11 protein-coding genes and 2 pseudogenes are annotated in these 19,057 nt (G+C 69.0%); 5 read left to right on the forward strand and 8 right to left on the reverse strand.

Annotated elements, in window-relative coordinates; all coding sequences use genetic code 11:
• Positions 1 to 97: 97 nt before the first annotated feature.
• Positions 98 to 406, forward strand: a complete 309-nt coding sequence (locus D187_RS37995; RefSeq protein WP_002627420.1) for a hypothetical protein — start codon at positions 98 to 100, stop codon at positions 404 to 406.
• 13 nt (positions 407 to 419) lie between these two features.
• Here the strand turns inward: D187_RS37995 and D187_RS59650 are convergent.
• The 3 genes and pseudogenes from D187_RS59650 to D187_RS38005 form a co-directional block, all read right to left on the reverse strand.
• Positions 420 to 798, reverse strand: a pseudogene (locus tag D187_RS59650) (Rpn family recombination-promoting nuclease/putative transposase); the annotation flags it as partial.
• Between the two features lie 406 nt (positions 799 to 1,204).
• Positions 1,205 to 1,681 (reverse strand): annotated as a pseudogene (locus tag D187_RS38000) (IS4 family transposase); the annotation flags it as partial.
• Between the two features lie 895 nt (positions 1,682 to 2,576).
• Positions 2,577 to 3,209, reverse strand: a complete 633-nt coding sequence (locus D187_RS38005) for a DUF2378 family protein (RefSeq protein WP_002630293.1) — start codon at positions 3,207 to 3,209, stop codon at positions 2,577 to 2,579.
• 198 nt (positions 3,210 to 3,407) lie between these two features.
• Here D187_RS38005 and D187_RS38010 point away from each other — a divergent pair, with 198 nt between their 5' ends.
• Both D187_RS38010 and D187_RS38015 read left to right on the forward strand, forming a co-directional pair.
• Positions 3,408 to 5,966 carry a DEAD/DEAH box helicase gene (locus tag D187_RS38010; protein ID WP_002630295.1) on the forward strand — a complete coding sequence of 853 codons (2,559 nt, stop codon included), beginning with the start codon at positions 3,408 to 3,410 and terminating at the stop codon, positions 5,964 to 5,966.
• A gap of 70 nt (positions 5,967 to 6,036) precedes the next feature.
• Positions 6,037 to 8,706 (forward strand): phosphoenolpyruvate carboxylase, encoded by a 2,670-nt coding sequence (locus D187_RS38015; RefSeq protein WP_002630297.1) that lies wholly within the window; start codon positions 6,037 to 6,039, stop codon positions 8,704 to 8,706.
• A 58-nt stretch (positions 8,707 to 8,764) separates the two neighbouring features.
• Here D187_RS38015 and D187_RS38020 read toward each other — a convergent pair whose 3' ends face one another.
• Positions 8,765 to 9,628: a hypothetical protein gene (locus tag D187_RS38020; protein WP_043433656.1), complete on the reverse strand. Its 864-nt coding sequence runs from the start codon at positions 9,626 to 9,628 to the stop codon at positions 8,765 to 8,767.
• Between the two features lie 188 nt (positions 9,629 to 9,816).
• Between D187_RS38020 and D187_RS38025 the strand changes: the two genes are divergently transcribed.
• The gene (locus D187_RS38025) at positions 9,817 to 10,179 is read left to right on the forward strand and encodes a TIGR02266 family protein (RefSeq protein WP_043433657.1); all 363 of its coding nucleotides are present in this window, start codon (positions 9,817 to 9,819) and stop codon (positions 10,177 to 10,179) included.
• 26 nt (positions 10,180 to 10,205) lie between these two features.
• On the opposite strand, the gene D187_RS38030 is transcribed toward D187_RS38025, so the two are convergent.
• The 3 genes from D187_RS38030 to D187_RS38040 all read right to left on the reverse strand — a co-directional run bounded on the left by D187_RS38030 (position 10,206) and on the right by D187_RS38040 (position 12,832).
• Positions 10,206 to 10,694 carry a GNAT family N-acetyltransferase gene (locus D187_RS38030; RefSeq protein WP_002630302.1) on the reverse strand — a complete coding sequence of 163 codons (489 nt, stop codon included), beginning with the start codon at positions 10,692 to 10,694 and terminating at the stop codon, positions 10,206 to 10,208.
• Between the two features lie 65 nt (positions 10,695 to 10,759).
• On the reverse strand, positions 10,760 to 11,821 hold the full coding sequence (locus D187_RS38035; RefSeq protein ID WP_002630304.1) for an alpha-ketoacid dehydrogenase subunit beta: 1,062 nt from the start codon (positions 11,819 to 11,821) through the stop codon (positions 10,760 to 10,762).
• Positions 11,822 to 11,824: 3 nt separating this feature from the next.
• Positions 11,825 to 12,832: a thiamine pyrophosphate-dependent dehydrogenase E1 component subunit alpha gene (locus D187_RS38040; protein ID WP_043433815.1), complete on the reverse strand. Its 1,008-nt coding sequence runs from the start codon at positions 12,830 to 12,832 to the stop codon at positions 11,825 to 11,827.
• Positions 12,833 to 13,244: 412 nt separating this feature from the next.
• Between D187_RS38040 and D187_RS38045 the strand changes: the two genes are divergently transcribed.
• Positions 13,245 to 16,247, forward strand: coding sequence for a serine/threonine-protein kinase (locus D187_RS38045; protein WP_002630310.1), 3,003 nt, complete (start codon positions 13,245 to 13,247; stop codon positions 16,245 to 16,247).
• A 159-nt stretch (positions 16,248 to 16,406) separates the two neighbouring features.
• Here the strand turns inward: D187_RS38045 and D187_RS51000 are convergent, their stop codons facing one another.
• Positions 16,407 to 18,935: a CBM96 family carbohydrate-binding protein gene (locus tag D187_RS51000; RefSeq protein WP_162159748.1), complete on the reverse strand. Its 2,529-nt coding sequence runs from the start codon at positions 18,933 to 18,935 to the stop codon at positions 16,407 to 16,409.
• Between the last annotated feature and the right edge of the window lie 122 nt (positions 18,936 to 19,057).

A 19,057-nucleotide genomic window follows, 5' to 3' on the forward strand; every position in this document is an offset into this window, starting at 1 on the left:
GAAGCCGGCCGTTCGCGGTCACGCTCCTCGCGTGATTGGATGAACCTCATCCCTTCGCCACGCCTCACCCAGATGTCTGGGTATTCAATCCCTTGTCGTGGGCGTTCGTCTCGGCGAGCACCTGGCCCTGGGCCGGGGCTGGATGTCCCCCCGGGTGCACATGGGCCTCGCGCCGGAACTGCCCGGAGTGCGGCTGGGCCACCGGCACCTGGTGCAGGTGCTGTTGAACCTGTTGCTCAACGCGGTGGACGCGGTGGACGCGGTGGAGTCGGCCCAACCCGCGCGACAGGCCCAGATCGCCGTGGGCGCGCGATGGCTCGAGGGCGTCGTGCGTCTGGACGTGGACGGCGCCCGCTTCGTCCTGTTGCTGCCCGTGGCCCGGGAGTGCCCCTCGGCGGTGGCCTGAGCCGTGTCCCCGCCTACTGGGCGAGGCCGTCCAGCACCTCGGAGAGGGAGGTGGCGTTCAGAGAACGATCGAACCAGCGGTAGAGGGTCGCCAGGTCCGTACAGGTGAGGATTCGCTGGCGAGCCGCTTCGCCGACCCGCTGTGTGGATGGCCGCATCCTCCTCCACCCACAGCAGGTAACGAATGACGGCCACCAGATGCTCGGCTCCCTCGGCGTCTGCGTGGACCTGCGAGAAGAGCACCCCCCAATCCGGCAGCTTCCGGGCCAGTTCCCCGGTGCGTCCGTAACGCAGCACCAGCCACGCCAACCGGGCCAGCGGCGGGCCGGGGCGTGCGCTCAGCGCTTCTTCCCGCTCGGCCGTCAAGTCATCGAGCAGGTACTCGAATCGCGGTGCCCGCTGGGGCTGCCGTGCTGCCCTGGTGGCCTCCACTGGCCCGAGCTTCGCCTGCCCGGCCCTGGCGCGCTCTTCTCAAGATCAACCACCGCGTTTGTCCCGCTTGCTCCCCCTCTGTTTGTCAGGCGCGGCGCGCTCCGTGCGTGGTCGGCTGCGCTTGCTGGACGGTGCCGGGCGGGCTGCTTCCGGCGGCCCCGCCTCATCGTCGGCAGGGTCTAGGGCCCACCCCTTTCAAGGTCGATTGGCAGGCATCCCGCGCGATAAATTGGACGGGGTGGAAGTAGCCAACCGCCCCAATCGGGGCGTTCATTGGATACATCTTCCCCATGAACGCCCGATGCTGGACGCCCCTGGGGTACTCTGGTCCTCTGGGTTGTCTCACTTCTTCGCCGTCCCCTTGGGCTCAGGGCTTCTCTCCCTTGAGCACGCGCGCTGTCGCCACGTGTTTTCTCGCCTCCTCTGCCGACACATAGCCTTTCTTCACTTTCTTCTTGGCCGCTCGCGGGTGCTTGCGCAGTGTGGAGAGTTTCACCTGCTTCGCCAATTCCAGCAGCACCTCGCTGAGTTGCTCCGCGGATTCTTCTCCCTGTCCGCTCCACTCTTGCGGTTCTACCGCCGTCATCATCCCGCTGTAGGTCGCCTTCACCTCGGTCGCAATGTAAAAGGTGGAGACTTGCCATCCACGCTTGGCGGCTTCCTCTTCTTGGCCGACTTCCACTGCGGCTTTCACCACCGACAGTACATTGTACGCCATCACTGCTACCCCAAACGCCAACAGCGCCGCCTTCGGCTGTCCCAGACTTCGCCCTTCACTTTCCAGCACTGCTTCCAACTCTCCGAACATTCCCTCTATCTTCCAGCGGCCCCTATACAACTCGGCTACCGCTAAGGCTCCCATCTTCTCCGCAGGCACATTCGTCAAATTGTCGTGTATCACTCACTTCTTCGCCACGAAGGTTTTCGGGAAGGGTGACGTCAAAGATTGAATCGAAAATGGGATAGCTCTTTTCGTTGAATTCAACCCCTGTCACAGGATGCTTCTGGCCCGCAAGGTGCTCATTCTTGTGGGATGAAGGCGAACTGCACTCCAGGGCGTGCTCTGGCGCATGGGCAGTTGACGGCAGTAGCACGAGTAAGGCAAGCCTTGCCCAAAATGGCATGGGAAAGGTGATAGGCCGAGCAGTACCAAGAGGAGGTATTTGGCGCGGAGGAATAACAGGCGTCGGTAGCCGAATGGGCTGCGCCGGAGTCGGGGTTGGTGTGAGCCGAGGCGGGGATGCAGGCTCACCAGGAGTTTCGAAAACTGGCGAAAGTGGTACGGGCCGCGGCACGGATGAACTGCCGTGAACCTCCGCGCTGGTGTGTACCAAGTAGGCATTGAACCCTGAGCGTCCTGTCTGAGCAGACCTGAAACTGGCAGGCCGCTTGTGAACTTTCTGGTCTTCAGACTCTGGAGATTCAGGGGGCGTCAGTGGTCGGTACTTGTAGCCGGACAGCAATCCCCTAGGCGGGTGCCCTCCTACGCTTCGCGAAGCGCAACCCGTCAAAAGCACGGAGGCCAGCAAGATACAAAGCCATAGGTAGCTCCTCCTATGGCATGCGGTTTGCGCTGCTGGTGATGAACTTCCGTAAGAGTGTGGAATGTCCATGGTGACGAAGGGGGAGACCCCGGTGGCGGCCACCTGCCGCGCTTGCCTGGTCTCACCTCTGGTCAGGGAGCACGGGCGGGAGCGCTGCTCGGCTCCTCGCTCACGTGCGCCCCACGGGAGAAGCAGTTACGCCGGAGGCTGGGACTCTGAGCCCTGCCGGCCCACGGAGGGGGGAGGCACGAGTGCGGCGTCCACGGCGGTGTCGGTCTGCTCGGCCCAGCGCACGTGGTAGGTGGCGGACTGGCCGTCGAAGCCCTCGGGCAACGCGACCACGCGCTGGCCTCCGGACAGCTCCGCCGTCCGGGCCAGCACTCCCGCCACGAACGTCGGCAGATCCGCGCCGATGTCCGTCAGCCACACCTCCACCTCCGTCGCCCCGCGCTCCACGATTCGCACCTCACTGCAATTGGCGCTCGTACGGAAGCACAGCCGGGCCTGCGTCAGCGTCCGCCGGGGCCCCATCAGCCGGGCCATCCCGAGCAGCGCGCGCCCGAAGAGGGTGGAGAAGTAGCCGTCGATGAACCGCTCACCGAGCGAGTAGTACGCCGCCTCCGCGGGCATCCCCGCGTAGACGTGGTCGGCCGCGATCCGCAGGAACTGCTTCCATTGCTCGAGGGTGTAGGTGGGAGAGAGCTTCTGCTCGAGATCCAACCCCGCGTCCGCCAGCCGCTGTCTGCATGCGGGCGTGAGGCGGTTCTCGAGGGCTCGGAGAAAGAGCGCTTCGACGGTTCCTGCGTAGACGAGCTTGTCGCCGGTCATAGGAATGCAGGTATAACCGGTCTCGCGGGTCCAAAGCTACATGCCTGTTCAGCAAGCGTGCAGTTATGTACCCTTTGTGTATTCCCTGGTGCGCTGATTCAGCCTCCCCGCGGCGTGTTCTCATGTGGGGAGATCAGCGAGCGGGGATGCACTTTTCCCGGCGGCCGAGAGAGTCACCCGCCTAGACTTCCCTTCTCCATGCAGACGATTGAAACCCCCCGGGCGCCGCTCGCGGCCCTGCTCCCCGACCGCTCCGCCGGCCCCCTGGCCTCCGACGACATCCTCACCCGCTTCGTCGGCTGGGTGGAGTCCACGGGCCTGTCCCTCTACCCGGCGCAGGAGGAGGCCATCCTCGAGCTGCTCGGGGGCAAGCACCTGTTCCTCAAGACGCCCACCGGTTCGGGCAAGTCGCTCGTCGCCATGGCGCTGCACTTCAAGGCCATGGCCGAGGGCAAGGTGTCCTTCTACACCTGTCCCATCAAGGCGCTCGTCAACGAGAAGTTCTTCGCCCTGTGCGAGGCCTTCGGCGCGGAGAACGTGGGACTGCTCACCGGCGACGCGGCCATCAACCGCGAGGCGCCCATCATCTGCTGCACCGCGGAGATCCTCTCCAACCTCGCCCTGCGCGACGCCATGCTGCGCGCCGACTACGTGGTGATGGACGAGTTCCACTACTACGCGGACCGCGAGCGCGGCATCGCCTGGCAGCTGCCGCTCATCACCCTGCCGTCCACCACGTTCCTGATGATGTCGGCCACGCTGGGTGACACGCACCTCATCGAGGAGAAGCTCCAGGAGTTCACCGGCCGCGAGGTGGCGAGCGTGCGCAGCGCCGTGCGCCCGGTGCCGCTGGACTTCGAGTACCGCGAGACGCCCCTGCACGAGACCCTCCAGGATCTCATCCGGCTGGGCAAGGCGCCCATCTACCTGGTGAACTTCTCGCAGCGCGCCGCGGCCGAGCAGGCGCAGAACCTGATGAGCGTGGACTTCTCCACCAAGGAGGAGAAGGAGGCCATCCGTCAGGCGCTCTTGGAGGCTCCCTTCGACACGCCCTACGGCAAGGACTTCCAGCGCTTCCTGCGCCACGGCATCGGCATGCACCACGCGGGCCTCTTGCCCAAGTACCGGCTGCTCGTGGAGCGGCTGGCGCAGACGGGTCTGCTCAAGGTCATCAGCGGTACGGACACCCTGGGCGTGGGGGTGAACATCCCCATCCGCACGGTGCTCTTCACCCAGCTCTTCAAGTTCAACGGCGAGAAGCTCGCCACGCTGAGCGTGCGCGACTTCCAGCAGATCGCCGGCCGCGCGGGCCGCAAGGGCTTCGACACCCAGGGCAGCGTGGTGGCCCAGGCGCCCGAGCACGTCATCGAGAACGTGAAGATCGCCCAGAAGGAGGCCAAGGGCGGCAAGCGGCTGCCGCGCAAGCCTCCGCCCCAGAAGGGTTTCGTCAACTACGACAAGAACACCTTCGACCGGCTACAGACCGGACTGCCCGAGCCGCTCGAGTCCCGCTTCGAGGTGACACACGGCTTCCTGCTCAACCTCTTGCAGAGCGAGATGGTGGGCGGCGCCGAGGGCTATCAACGCCTGGTGCGGCTCATCTTCCGCTCGCATGGCTCGGAGTACATCAAGCGGCGCAACATCAAGGAGGCCGCGGCGTGCTTCCGCACCCTGCGCAACGCGGGGCTGGTGATCGTGAACAAGGGGGAGGGTGGCTCGAGCGCGAGCGTGGCGGTGGCGCCGGGCCTGCAGCGAGACTTCTCGCTCAACCAGACGCTGTCGCTCTACCTCCTGGACACGCTCAACAAGCTGGACCACGAGGCGGAGACGTACGCGCTGGACGTGGTGACGCTCGCGGAGTCCATCCTGGAGAACCCCGAGGTGGTGCTCTACGCGCAGCTCCACGAGCTCAAGGGCGAGAAGATCGCCGAGATGAAGGCGCGGGGCATGGAGTACGACGAGCGGATGGCGGAGCTGGACAAGCTCGAGTGGCCCAAGCCCAACCGCGACTTCATCTACACCACCTTCAACGCCTTCGCGGACAAGCACCCGTGGGTGGGCGCGGAGAACATCCGGCCCAAGTCCATCCTGCGCGACATGTACGAGCGGTACATGACGTTCCACGACTACGTGCGCGAGTACGGCCTGCAGCGCAGCGAGGGCGTGCTCATGCGCTACCTGGGTGACTGCTACAAGGCCCTCACCCAGACGATCCCCGAGCGCTACCGCAACGACGAGCTCAAGGACATCATCGAGTGGTTGCGGGCGATGATCCGCCACGTGGACCAGAGCCTGCTGGACGAGTGGGAGCGGCTGAAGAACCCGGGCGAGGCGCTCCTCCCCCGCGCCGAGGCCCCCGAGCGCCGCCCCCAGGAGCTCACCGACGATCCCCGGGCCTTCGCGGCGCACGTGCGCAACGAGCTGTACCGGCTGGTGCGCATGCTCGGCCTGCGGCGCTACGCCGACGCGGTGGCGCTGCTGCGTCTGGACGCGGGGGGCGAGGCGTGGACCGCGGCGAAGCTGGAGGCGGCCATGGCGCCCTACTTCGAGGAGCACGGCAGCGTGGTGCTCACGCCCCAGGCCCGCCGGCCCGCGTACACCCTGCTCAAGGAGACGGGTCCGCGGCAGTGGGACGCCCAGCAGCGCCTGCTGGATCCCGAGGGCCATGGCGACTGGATGCTCGACTGCGCCATCGACCTGACCGGCCGCAAGGTGGATGACGGGCCGCTGCTCATCCTGCGCCGCATCGGCACGTAATGGCGTTGGCACCTGGATAGTTCCGATTCCCAGTGGATCGGCGCATGGGGGCGGCCTAGCGTGGCGCGACATGCCTCCCATTCGTCATGTCGATCTGCCGTTGCGCCAGGACGTCCGGCTCTTGGGCCGACTGCTCGGAGAAGTGATCATCGAGCAGGAGGGCCAGGCCGTCTTCGAACTGGAGGAGCGCGTGCGGCGCCTCTCCATCGATCGGCGGCGGGGTCCCAAGTCCGGACGCCGGGCCGCCGCCTCGGAGCTGGCCGCGCTGTTGCGCCGTATGCCCCTGAGCCAGGCCGAGCCCGTGCTGCGCGCCTTCTCCACGTACTTCCGCCTCGTCAACCTCGCCGAGCAGAACCACCGCATCCGCCGCACCCGCGAGCATGAGGTCGCCGGCTCCCGGGGCCCCCAGCGGGGCTCGCTCGAGGCGGTGATGCACTCCCTGCGGCAAGCGGGCGTGAGCGCCGCGCGGCTGCGCGAGGTGCTCCAGTCCATGCGCGTCACCCTCACCCTCACCGCGCACCCCACCCAGGCCGCTCGCCGCACGGTGCTGGAGAAGACGTACCGCCTCGCCCGGCTCCTCGAGAACCGCGACCGCTGCCAGCTCACCCCGCGCGAGAAGGCGGACACCCACGCGGCCATGCGCGAGGAGATCTCCGCCCTCTGGCAGACGGACGAGCTGCGGCGCGAGCGCCCCACCGTGGGCGACGAGGTGAAGAACGTCCTCTGGTACGTGGAGGAGGTGCTCGCCGAGCAGCTCTCGCTCATGCCCGAGACGCTCGATTGGGCCTTCGAGCGCGCCTATGGCGAGCCGCTGGGGGTGCTCGCCACCCCCGTGCGTCTGCACTCGTGGGTGGGCGGGGACATGGATGGCAACCCGCTGGTGACTCCCGAGGTGTTCGCCGACACCCTGCGTGCCCACCGTGCCCGCGGACTGCGCGCCCTGCGCACGCAGATCGCCCGGCTGGGTTGGGTGCTCACCCAGTCCGAGCGCCATACCCATGTCTCCAAGGAACTCCAGGCCTCGCTCGAGCAGGACGCCCGCGACCTGCCCGAGGTGGTGGCCCGCTACGGCGCGCGCACCGAGGGCGAGCCCTGGCGCCGCAAGCTGCGCTTCATCGAGGGCCGGCTCCAGGCCGCCCTGGTCTACGTCGAGGGCCGTCGCGCGGGCCGCTCCGAGCCGCTTCCCGACGCCGCCTACCGCTCGCCCGCGGATCTGCTCGCGGACCTGCACCTGCTCGAGCGCTCGCTGGTGGAGGCCAAGGCGGGACACGCGGGCGTGCGGAAGATCCAACGCCTCACCGCCCTGGTGCGCGCCGTGGGCTTCCACCTGGCCGAGCTGGAGGTGCGCGCCCCCGCCGAGGACGCGCGCAGCGCCGCCGCGTCCCTCAAGGGCGGCCCCGCGCCGACCGAGGGCGGCAAGCGCCTGCTGGCCGTGCTCCAGCGCATGCGCGAGGCCCAGTCCGAGTCGGGCGAGGGCTGCTGCCGCACGCTCATCCTCTCCATGGCCTCCAGCGCCGAGGACGTGCTGGCGGCATTCGAGTGCGCGCGGGCCTCGGGGTTGTGGGACGAGGCGCGCGGGTGCGCCACCGTGGACGTGGTGCCGCTCTTCGAGCAGCTCGGCGCACTGGATGATGGGCCGCGCGTGCTGCGTGAGCTGTTCACCCATGCCGAGTACCGCCGGCACCTGTCGGCCCGGGGCGTCCAGGAGGTGATGGTGGGCTACAGCGACTCGGGCAAGGAGGTGGGGCTGCTCGCCGCGAGCGCCGCGCTCTACCGCGCCCAGTCCGCGCTCACCCAGGTGGCGCGTGAGGCGGGGGTGCGGCTGCGCCTCTTCCATGGCCGCGGTGAGACGGTGGCGCGCGGCGGTGGTCCCGCCCAGCAGGCCATCCTCGCGCTACCCCCGGGCAGCGTCGGCGGCACCTACAAGGCCACCGAGCAGGGCGAGGCGTTGGATCACAAATACGCCCGGCCCGAGCTGGCCCGGCGCACGCTGGAGCTGGTGCTCGGCGGCGTGCTGCTGCACTCGCTCGACGCGCAGCCGCGCCTGGCCCCGGAGGAGGAGCCCGCCTTCCGCGCCACCTTCGACGAGCTGGCGGAGGTGGGCCGCCGCGCCTACCGTGCGCTCGTCTGGGAGGACGAGCGCTTCGTGCCCTTCTTCCAGGCGGCCACCCCCATCGAGGAGATCTCCGCGCTGCCCATCGGCTCGCGTCCGAGCAAGCGCGCCGCCGGCGGTCTCGAGTCCCTGCGCGCCATCCCCTGGGTGTTCTCCTGGACGCAGAACCGCGCCATCCTCCCCGGCTGGTACGGGGTGGGCTCGGCGCTGGAGGAGCTGGGCTCTCGGCCCGGAGGGCTCACGCTGCTCACGCGCATGTACCGGCAGTGGCCCTACTTCCGCGCCGTCATCGACAACGTGGCCATGGTGCTCGCCAAGTCGGACATCGCTATCGCCTCGCGCTATGCGGCGCTGGCTCCCGAGTCCACGCGGCCCTTGTGGGAGCGCATCCGCGCCGAGTACTCGCGCACCCGCCGTTGGGTGAAGCAGGTGACGGGCGAGAAGCGCCTGCTCGCCAACAACCGCCAGCTCCAGCAGAGCATCGCCCTGCGCAATCCCTACATCGATCCCATGTCCTTCCTCCAGGTGGAGCTGATGCGGCGTAAGCGCGCGGGGGAGGACCACTGCGATCGGCCCCTGTTGCTCACGCTCGCCGGCATCGCCGTGGGCATGCGCAACACGGGGTGAGGCCACGCCTCCGGGGCCTCCCGTCATCCGAGGCCCCGGAGGAGCAGGGAAGGGCGCGCTAGCGCACGCAGACGCCCACGCCAGGGTAGTCCTGGAGGGGCCGGCACGTCTGTTCGCCGTCACAGCCCGGCGAGCCCGAGGGCGCGCGGCACAACCGGCGGCACACCTGGCCGGCCCCGTCCTTCACGCAGGCGCTGCCCTCCTGGCAGTCATTCACGTACGTGCACGGCTCGCCCTCGGCGATCGTCCCCGCCGTCACGCACACGCCGCCGCTCTTCGGCGAGGGGTAGCACCCGCGCGAGTCCGTGCAGTCACGCGCGAGCACGTCGCACGTGGTGCCCGGAGCGCCACACACCCTCGGCCGCTCGTTGGAGCCCTCGAAGCGCAGCACGTCGATGCAGTCGCGGGGCGCCGTGCACTGCTCACCGCCGTGGCACAGGCGTTGGCAGGTGAACGTGGTTCCCCCCGACGAGGTGGAGCGATCCGTACAGGACAGTCCCGGCGCGCACGTGTCATAGAAGTCGCCCTCGGCCGTCGCGACGCTCTGGCAGGCGCCCCCCTCGGCCACCGTGCCCGTGCTCGCCGGGATGCAGCGGCGAGCCGTCACGTTGTCGTGCCGCACGTAGGCGCACCGGTTGCCCTCGGGACAGTTCTGCGCCACCGGATCGCACTCTCCCGTGAAGCACAGGTTTCCCAGGCCCCCATCCGCGAGCACTCCCCGCAGGCACACCGCGCCGGCCTCGCAGCCCGTCTGCGCCGCCACGTCGCAATCCGTTTCCTTGCCCGGGTCCGGGAGTCCTCCATCCCGGAACACTCCGGAATCAGCGCCCGTGCCCGCATCCGGAGTGAGGACATCGCCGCGGCAAGCCACCATCAGCCCGACAATGAGGACACCGCTGCACACGAACAAATCCGCTCGCATTGACGCTCCCGTTGCAGAGACGAACGGGACTAATAAGACGTCCGAGGAGAAACGGCCCCCCCTTGAACGGGACATGGAGGACAGCGGACACTTCTCTTCACTTCGAGGTCCTCGAGTGGATGCGCCTCCGTACGGGGCTCCCTATAAAAGGACCTCACCGACTCACACGCCCGAGGGAATCAGTGCGCATGTCCACCAAGTCTGCCGATATGACGGAGTCACCGGCGGCGTTGTACGCCAACCGGAGATCTCACGAGCGGGTGGCCGCGACGTTCGATGTCCGCTTCGAGCAGACCCAGGACGCGGCGCGAGCCCTGCGGGCCTACTCGCTCAACCTCTCGGCGGGGGGCCTGTGCCTGCGCACGCGCCGCTCCTACGACGTGGGCTCGCGCGTGCGCCTGCAGATGTCCGTGAGCGGCGAGGACTTCGAACTCGAGGGCATCATCTCGTGGGTGCGAGATGACGCCGAGGCGATCGGCGTGCGCTTCGTGGACGTGAGGGAAGAGGACCAGCTGCGCCTGCAGCGCGTGGTGGGCAGCTTCAAGCGCTAGCCGCCCGCGAGGGCCGCCACGGCGCGTCAGCCGTGCTGGCCCTCGAACTCGGTGTAGCGCATCACCGTGCGGTCCACGAATTGGAAGCCGCACGACGCGTAGAAGTTCTGGAGTGGCTCCTGGGCATAGGCGCTCACCTCGATGCGCTTGACGCTCAGGGCCCGGGCGCCACACCGCTCGATGACCTGCTGGATGAGGGCCCGGCCCACGCCGCGGCGCCGCCAGCTCTCCGTCACCACCAGCTCGTCCACCGTGGCGATGCGCCCGCGCAGCCGCAGCTGCGGCCGGTGCGACAGGGACACCATCCCCACGGGACGATCCTGTGCGTCGGCCGCCACGAAGATTTCGATTTCCGGATGGCTGATGACCCAGTGGACCGTCTGGGCATCCGAGCCATGGGGGTAGCCCATCTCACGCAGCAGCGTGGCGAGGCTCTCGGCGTCTCCCCGGCGCGCACGGCGGATGCGGAAGGACGGCGCGTCGGGAGCGGGGTTTCGGGTGGGCGTCGGTTGCACGGCACCTCAGTCTACACCATGGATCCGCCCCCCTCGCAAAGCCCTGGGCTGGGGGGGCGGGAAAATCAGGGCTGCTCGGCGGCCAGCGCGCGCACGGCGGCGGTGATGTCCCCCAGTTGGGGCACCGAGGCCATCTCCAGCGTGTCGGCCAGGCCAATGCCCGGCACGAACTTGCCGGCCAGCAGCCGCGGCGGCGCGAGCAGCTTGAAGAACAGCTCCTCCACCGTGCGGCGCACCAGGTGCTCGCCGAAGTTGGTCACCTCGGTGTCCTCGTTGACGAAGAGCACCCGGCCCGTCTTCTCGATGGAGCCCCGGATGAGCTCCCAGTCATAGGGCCAGAGCGAGCGCAGATCGATGACCTCGGCGTCCACTCCCTCGCTCGCCAGCTCGTCCGCGGCCTTCTTGCACAGGGGCAGGGTGCGGCCGTAGCTCACCACCGTCACCTGCGAGCCCGGGCGCACCACCTTGCCCTTGCCAATGGGCACCGCGTACGCCCCGAGCCCCTCGGGCCACTGCGGCTTCCACTGCGAGCGCTGATCGCCCAGGGGCGCGTCGATGAGGCGCGACAGCTGCTTGTCGTCGTCGGGCTCGCCCGGGATGCGCTCCTCGCCCTTGATGCGCAAGAGCGCCTTGGGCTCCAGGTACATGACGGGGTTGATCTCCTGGCACGCGGAGATCATCAGGCCGTACGCATCCAGCGGATTGGAGGGGATGACGATCTTCCAGCCCGGGATGTGGGTGGCCGTCGCGTCGAAGGAATGCGAGTGGTAGAGCGAGCCGCGGATGCCGCTGCCCACCGGGGTCTTCACCACCATGGGCAGGTTCCAGTCCCCATGGCTCGCCCAGCAGGTGTTGCCGGCGATCTTCAGCAGATCGATGGTGTTGTAGATGTAGTCGGCGAACTGGATCTCCGCGACGGGACGCTGGCCGGCCATGGCCAGACCAATGGCCATGCCGATGATGCCGCGCTCGTCCAGGGGCGAGTTCCACGCCGTCTTGAGCCCCTGCGTCACGGTGAAGACGCCGCCCAGGGGGGCGCCCACGTCCTCGCCGAAGATGTCGGTGACGCCCAGGTTCTCCTCGGCGTAGTGCAGCGCCATGCGAATGGCTTGAGCCATGTTGGCCATGGGTTACTTCCTCTCCGCGAAGATGTGGTTCCAGATGGTCTCGGGGGCCGGCAGCGGCTCCTCGCGCACCTGGCGGGCCAGGGCGGCGATGTCCTCGGTGTAGCGGCCGCGCAGCGCGTCCATTTCCGCCCGCGTGAGCACGCCCTGCTTCTCCAGGCGCTCCTCGAAGCGCGTCAGGCAGTCCAGCTCGCCGCCCACCATGTTCGCTCCCGACGCCGACGAGTGGCCGTACAGGCGCGACACCATGGCCTCCAGGAGGAAGGGCTTGCGCTCGCGGCGCACGTACTCCATGGCCTCCTTCAGCTCCTGGTAGGCGACGATCGGATCATTGCCGTCGATCGTCCGGGTGCGGATGTTGAAGGCCTTGCCGCGGTCGGCGACGTGCGTCTCGCCGTGCTGGGTGTTGGCCGGCGTGGAGATGCCCCACTTGTTGTTGGTGACGATGATGAGCAGGGGCAGCTCCATGCCCGGGCGCGAGCTCCACACCAGGCACGAGGCGAAATCCCCCTCGGCCGTGCCCGCGTCTCCGCCGGTGACGATGGTGATGCCGTCGCCCCCGTGGCGCTTCTGCGCCAGGGCCGTGCCCGGCGCCATCGTGTACTGCACCTCGATGGGCGAGGAGACCGGGGCGATGTTCCACTCGCGCTTGGAATAGTGGCCCGCGAAGTTGCGGCCCCCCGAGTACGGGTCCGACGCCGTGTTCTTCATCTGCCGCAAGGAGCCGAGGGGCTCCTCGCCCAGTGCCAACATCGTGGCCGACTGCCGGTAGTGCGCGTGCAGGTAGTCGTAGGCCGGGCCCTGGCCCCTCTTCATCAGCAGGCCCAGCGGCACGTTGAAGGCCTCCTCGCCGGGGCCACCAATCCAGAAGTAGCCATGCCCCTGCTTGTACATCTGGATGAGGCGCTCCTCGAGCACACGCGCCTTCACCATCAGGTCATGCATCCGGACCAGCAGTTCCCGGTCGAGCGGGAGCCTTTCCTCTTCGCGGTTGATCAGGCGGGGTTTGGACACGTGCGTCTCTCGGTTCATGGAAGGAGAACGCGCCCCCTATACCCCAAAGGGGCTCCGGAATCTGCCTCGTGAACCGCGGGCCTCCCTCTGGGAAACATGCCGCAACGCGGCACCGACGGAGCCCGCGCCACGCGTGCTCCACGGCGCCACCCCCGGTGGGGATGCTCGCTCGCCAGGTTCGCTGGAGGCCCGCGGGGGCGCGCGAGGGGCCGCCCCCCGAGAACGAGGAGCGGCGGGGGCGTCAAGCACTTCCCTGGATCCGCCCACGGCCCCTCCCGCCCAGGTCCGGTCCGTCCTCACGTGCCGGGGAAAATACGCTACAGTCCCCAGGTTTCCCATGACTGCTGGATGACGCCGTGCGCGTGCCCCCCGCGCCGGATGGGATGTTCTGGACTCGCGAGGAGTTGGGCCGGTGGAGACGCAGGGCTGCAGTGCCACGATCAACCGCGTGCGCGTGGGCACCATCCACCACGTCCGCATCGCGGGCGTCATCGATGAAACGTTCCCGCTGACCTCGAAGATCAGGGATCTCGTCGGCTTCATCGTCCTCGATCTGGGCCAGGTGGAGCGCATCAGCTCCTTCGGCGTCAGCAAGTGGATCGAGTTCACCAGCAAGCTGCCCCCCGGGGCCTTGTCGCTCTATCTGGTGAACACGCCCCCGGTGATGGTGGATCAGCTCAACATGGTGGAGGGCTTCGCGGGCGTGGCGCGGGTGCTGTCCGTGCTGGCCCCCTACCTGTGCCGCGCCTGTGGCGAGGACCGGCTGCGGCTGGTGGACCTGCAGGCCGAGGCGGCGGTGATCGCCGAGGGCCGCGCCCCCGTGCACACCTGCCCGGTATGCGCCGGCAAGCTGGAGTTCGCGGACCTGCCGAGCGAGTTCTTCGACCACGCCCGGCGCCAGCACTTCGGCACGGTGGACCCGCTGGTGATGCGCTACCTGCGCGCCATCATGCCCAGCGCCCCCGTGCCGCTCACCACCCACCTGAAGATCGTCCAGGACGACATCACCTACATCACCCTGGCCAGCGAGCTGACGGGGGACCTGAACGTGCGGCGGCTGGCCACGGGCCTGGAGGGGCGCGTCGCCTTCGACTTCTCCCACGTCTCGCGCGTGGAGCCCGACGCCATCCCCAAGCTGGAGCAGGTGCTCGACACCGCCTCGCGCGGCGCCCAGGTGGTGCTCTGCCGCGTCACGCCGCCCGCGCTCACCGCCCTCGCGCGCTTCGGCCGGCCGCTCGCCGCGCGCATCAACACCCTGTGGCTGCCCAGCGAGTGCCGCCACTGCGGCAACGAGAACCCCCAGCGCACCCTGGCCTCCGAGTACCTCGCCCGGCTGCTCACCAACGCCAGCCCCGAGCGCGAGTGCCCCGTGTGCGGCGGCACCGCGCGCCTGCCCGCCATCCCCCAGCTCGTGCAGCTGCTCGGCCAGACCCCCCTGGTGGAGACGCGCCTGGAGGACATCGAGGCGCTCGAGCCGCGCGCCCTCAGCCAGTACCTCTTCTCCACGAACACCGAGCCCTCGGAGAACGAGGGCAAGGAAAGCACCTCGGACCTCAACAACGACATTGGCGCCACCCGGCTGCGCGTGCTGCGGCGGTTGGGGCAGGGCGGCATGGCCGAGGTGTTCCTCGCCCGGCAGGTGGGGGTGAAGGGCTTCGAGAAGTACGTGGTGATGAAGAAGGTGCTGTCCCAGTACGCGGAGAACACCGACTTCGTCGACATGCTCTTCGCCGAGGCCCGCGCCAACGCGCGCCTCACCCACCCCAACGTCGTGCAGACGTTCGACATGGGCATGTCCGAGGGCGTGGCGTACATCCTCATGGAGTACGTGCGCGGGCCGGACCTCAAGCGGCTCATGACGGAGATGAAGCGCAAGGGCATCTCCCTGCCGCTCGAGCACGCGCTGCGCATCATCTCCGAGACGGCCGCCGGCCTGCACTACGCCCACAGCTACGTGGATCCGGCCGGCGTGTCCCACCCCGTGGTGCACTGCGACGTCAGCCCCCACAACATCCTCGTGTCGCTCGATGGCGCCATCAAGCTGGGCGACTTCGGCATCGCCAAGGTGCAGGGCGAGGAAGTCGCCCGCTCGGGCGTGGTCAAGGGGAAGATTTCCTACATCTCCCCGGAGGCCGCCGCCGGCCGGCCCCTGGACGCGCGCAACGACGTGTTCTCGCTCGGCGTGGTCTTCTTCGAGCTGCTCACTGGCCAGCTCCCCTTCAAGCGCGACCACGACGCGGCCACGCTCAGCGCCATCGTGCGCGACCCCGCTCCCGTGCCCTCGCAGCTCAAGCCGGAGATTCCCCAGGACGTGTCGGAGGTCATCCTGCGCACCCTGGAGAAGGACCGCATGCGCCGCACCCCCTCGGCCGCCGCCCTGCGCGAGGAGATCGAGGCGGTCATGGCCCGCCACGGCCTGCACTCCTCCCCCGCGGAAGTGGCCCGGTTCTTCCTCAACACGCTGGGGGAGCGGCTCGCGGAGTTCGGCCCCATCTCGCCCGCCACCGGCTCGTTCCCCGCCGTGGTGTCGGCCTCGAACAGCCCGACCCGGACCGGACCCTCGCCCATCTTGAAGGGGTCCACCGGAGAGACCTCGATGGATCCTCCGCCCCCCGGGACGGCCTTGAAAAGCCCGAACTGGACCGGACCCTCGCCCATCCTGAGGGGCTCCACCGGGGAGACCCCCATGGTTCCTCCGCCCCCCGGCACGGCCCTCTCCGCCGTCCTGACGGCGCCCGTTCCGCCCGCCACCCCGGCCGCTCCGCCTCCGGTCTCGCCGGCCCCGGCCGCCCCTCCGCCCGCCGCCTTGGCCGCTCCTCCGCCCAAGGTCGCGTCGGCACCGCCCGCCACCCCAGCCACGCCCCCCCCGATGGAGGTGGTGCCCGCGGCCTCGCGCGCCTTCCCCGTGCGCTGGGTCGTGGCCGGCGTCCTCGGACTGCTGAGCTTGATCGCGGTGGCCGTGGCCGCGAGCCGTTCGGGAGCGAGCGTCGAGGTGCTCAATCGGGAGCCTGGGGAGCAACTCTACGTCGCCGGTCTGCGGGTGGAGGATGCCCAGGCGCTCGATCCGAAGGAGGTGCGCCAGCGCATCATCTCCACCTCGGTGGAGGGCCGCCTGCGCCGCTTCGGCCTCGCGGTGCGTGAGGACGTCCTCGACGTGCACACCCTCACCGAGACCCAGCCCGTGCCGGGCAGCCAGGGCACGTTGAAGGTGAGCGAGCCCGCGGGCTGTCTCGTCGAGGTGGATGGCCGCATGGCGCCAGGCAAGACTCCGGTCTCCCTGCCCATCGAGGCCGGCCGGGAGTTGGAGGTGCGCGTGAGCTGCCCCCAGCATCCCACCTGGTCGCGGCGGGTCATGGCGGTGCCGGGCCAGGAAGTGGTGGCCATCGCGCGGGCGCGCGAGCCCGTCACGCCTTGAGTCCACGGGCCACGTGGGTGGGCTCGAGTTCAAACGCGCCCTGCTGGACTTCGAGCGGGGTGGGGGGGAGCGCACCTTGACTGACTTTCTTGCCCGTGTGCGCCGAGGGCCGGGCAGCGGCAACGGGGAGACGCCCGCGCGTCTCCCCGTCACTTGGGACTAGGGAGTGAGCCGCAGGTAGAACAGGTCGGAGGCTCCGCGCGGCGTGTACGTCACCCCGTCATGCTGGAAGGGCTGGGCGAAGTCGCCCCCGAGCAACACGTCACTGCCGGTCGTCGGAGCCAGGAGCATCCGGGGCCCGTAGTCGTCCCCCGTGAACTGCGGCTCGAGCGAGCGGGACCAGAGGTGCGCGCCCGTCGCGGTGTAGCGCGCCACGAAGGCCGAGTTCGAGACGTACGCGTCCGGGCCCACGACACCGCCGCCCAGGTCGACATTGGTGCCAAAACCCGAGACCGTGTAGGTGTCATCGCTCGTCGCGACGAGGTTCTGGAGCCGGGTCTCCTTGAGATCGCGCAGGGCCTTGTCGCCGCCCGTGGCGCTCAGCGTGCCCGTGAAGCCATTGACGTTTTCCGGGTAGCCCTGATCCGACGGATCGCCTCCGGTATACGTGCCTCCCCCGAAGCGGAAGGTGCCGCCCAGGTTGGCGCCAAAGGCCACGTCGCCATTGGGCAGCGGCCGGACGGCGATGACCTCGCCGAAGACCCAGGAGGGGCCCTGGAACACCCGCTTCCACTGGAGCGCACCCGTGGCGCCGTCGTACTTCGCGAGGTAGGGCGAGCTCCAAGCGATCGGCTGCCCATCACCGAGATCCGCGCCGGAGTTGGCCCGGCCCGCCACGAAGACATTGCCCGCGTTGTCGGTGCTCACCGCCCGGGTCTCCGCCGTGGGTTCGGAAGCAGCCCCCTCGGTGGCACGGGACCAGACATGCTGGCCCCGCCAGTCGAACTTCGCGATGAAGCTGCCCGGATAGGCATCCTCGCTATAGACGCTGTTGCGACCCGCGAAGAGCACGCCGCCTCCGAAATCCACCTCGCCATGGAAGTTACCCGTGACGATGAGACTGCCCTGGGCATCCGTGGCCACCGCCGCCGCCTGGACGGGCCAGTACTGGAGCTGCTGGTCCGGCACGTAGAAGTAGGTGGCGACGAAGCCGTGGCTCCACACGGGCTGGCCGGAGGGAGAGAACTTCGCGATGAACGTCCCCGCGGCCCACGACCCGGGCACCGTGGTCAGTGCGCCCGTGCCGAGGTCGGGCGCGCCGGAGTAGGTGCCCACCACGAGGATGTTGCCCTCGGGCGTGACGGTGAGCGACTGGGGATGGACGTTCGCGGTGGTCACCTGCCGGGTCCACAGGGCACGGCCCGCCGCGTCGTAGTGCGCGAGGGCGAAGCCCGTTCCCTCCGGGAAGGGAGCGTCGCCAAAGCGGCCCGCCGCCACGAGGCCGCCATGGGAGTCGGCGCTCAGCGCCATCAGCCGCTCGTCGCCCGCGCCGCCGTAGTGCCGGGTGTAGCTCGTGCGGCCCCCCGCCGTGCCCCGGTAGGTGCAGTAGGGGCCCGATTCCAGCTCGACGCGCAGCTGGGGATGCCGCTCGGCCGCCGCCGCGTTCGCCGACACGAAGTCCACCCCATCGCCCGAATCCGACAGGAGCCCGAAGAAGAGGGCGCCTCGTTGTCTGGCCGCGACGCTCGTGACGTCCGCCTCCACCCAGGTGTTGGCCGAGATGGCGCCGAGATCCGCCAGCGGCGGGCCCACGACGGTCGGCCGGGTGTTCCAATCGAAGTCATAGGACGGCCAGCTCCAGCCGCCCTGGGTGGTGTGCACCCGCGGACCGTTGGAGGTGCCCTCCGTGGCGAACAGCCGCACCGTGGCCCGCTTCACGTTCCACGCGTCGAGGTCGTAGATGTACTCGTTGGAGAAGAACAGGTAGGACTCCAAGCGCGTGGGGTTCGAGTCCACGAGCAACACGGACTCGCTTCCGAAGCGTTGCGTGGGCTGGGCCTCGGACACGGAGGTGTCCCCGTACGGTTGCTCGGTGCGGGTCTTCGTGTAGACGCGCGGCAGGCAGGTGGGCTCGGAGTCCACCGTGAGCACGAGCTGGGGCCTTCTGTCTGCCCGGCTGTTCTCGCGCGAGGCGAAGTCCACGCCATCCGCCGAGGTGGCCTCCAGGATGAAGGTGTAGTCGCCATCGCCATGCACCGCGGCCGACACGTTGAAGTCCGCCCAGGTGCCACTGGAGAGCGCCGCCTTGTCTTCCAGCAACTGCTGCTCGGAGGCGTACGGCGACCGGTACCAGGTGAGTGTCGATTCCTGCCAGTCCCAGTTGCGCGTGCCGTAGAGCCGCGGTCCGTCCGTGGTGCTGTCCGTGACATACAGGCGCAACCTCGCGTGGGTCACCGTGCCCGTCAGTCCGGTGACGTTGAAGCGCAGATACCCGCTCTCCTCGGGTGACTGGTCCACGCTCAGCGTCTCCTCGCTCCCGAAGTTCTGCTCGGGCGAGTCCCGGCGCGCGACCGCATCCGCGCTCGGCGTGAAGGTCACCGTCGTGACCAGGGCCTGCTCCACCCGCGAGGTGGGCGCCGCGCTCCGCGCCTCCGCCTGCCCGCTCTCCCCCGTGCCGCAGTGGGTCAACAACGCCACCGCCGCCACTCCGCCCATCCACCTCGCGCCCCACCCCAATCCACGTCTCATCTCGTGCCCACCTCGTGATGCGGCTCGTCCGCCGCACACGCGGGGTATGCACCCACTGTGCCCGTGAGTGTCATCCGGATGGACGACAGTGGCGCTTCGGGACGGGTGGCCTCCTGTCACGT

The organism is Cystobacter fuscus DSM 2262 (assembly GCF_000335475.2).
GTDB lineage: Bacteria > Myxococcota > Myxococcia > Myxococcales > Myxococcaceae > Cystobacter > Cystobacter fuscus.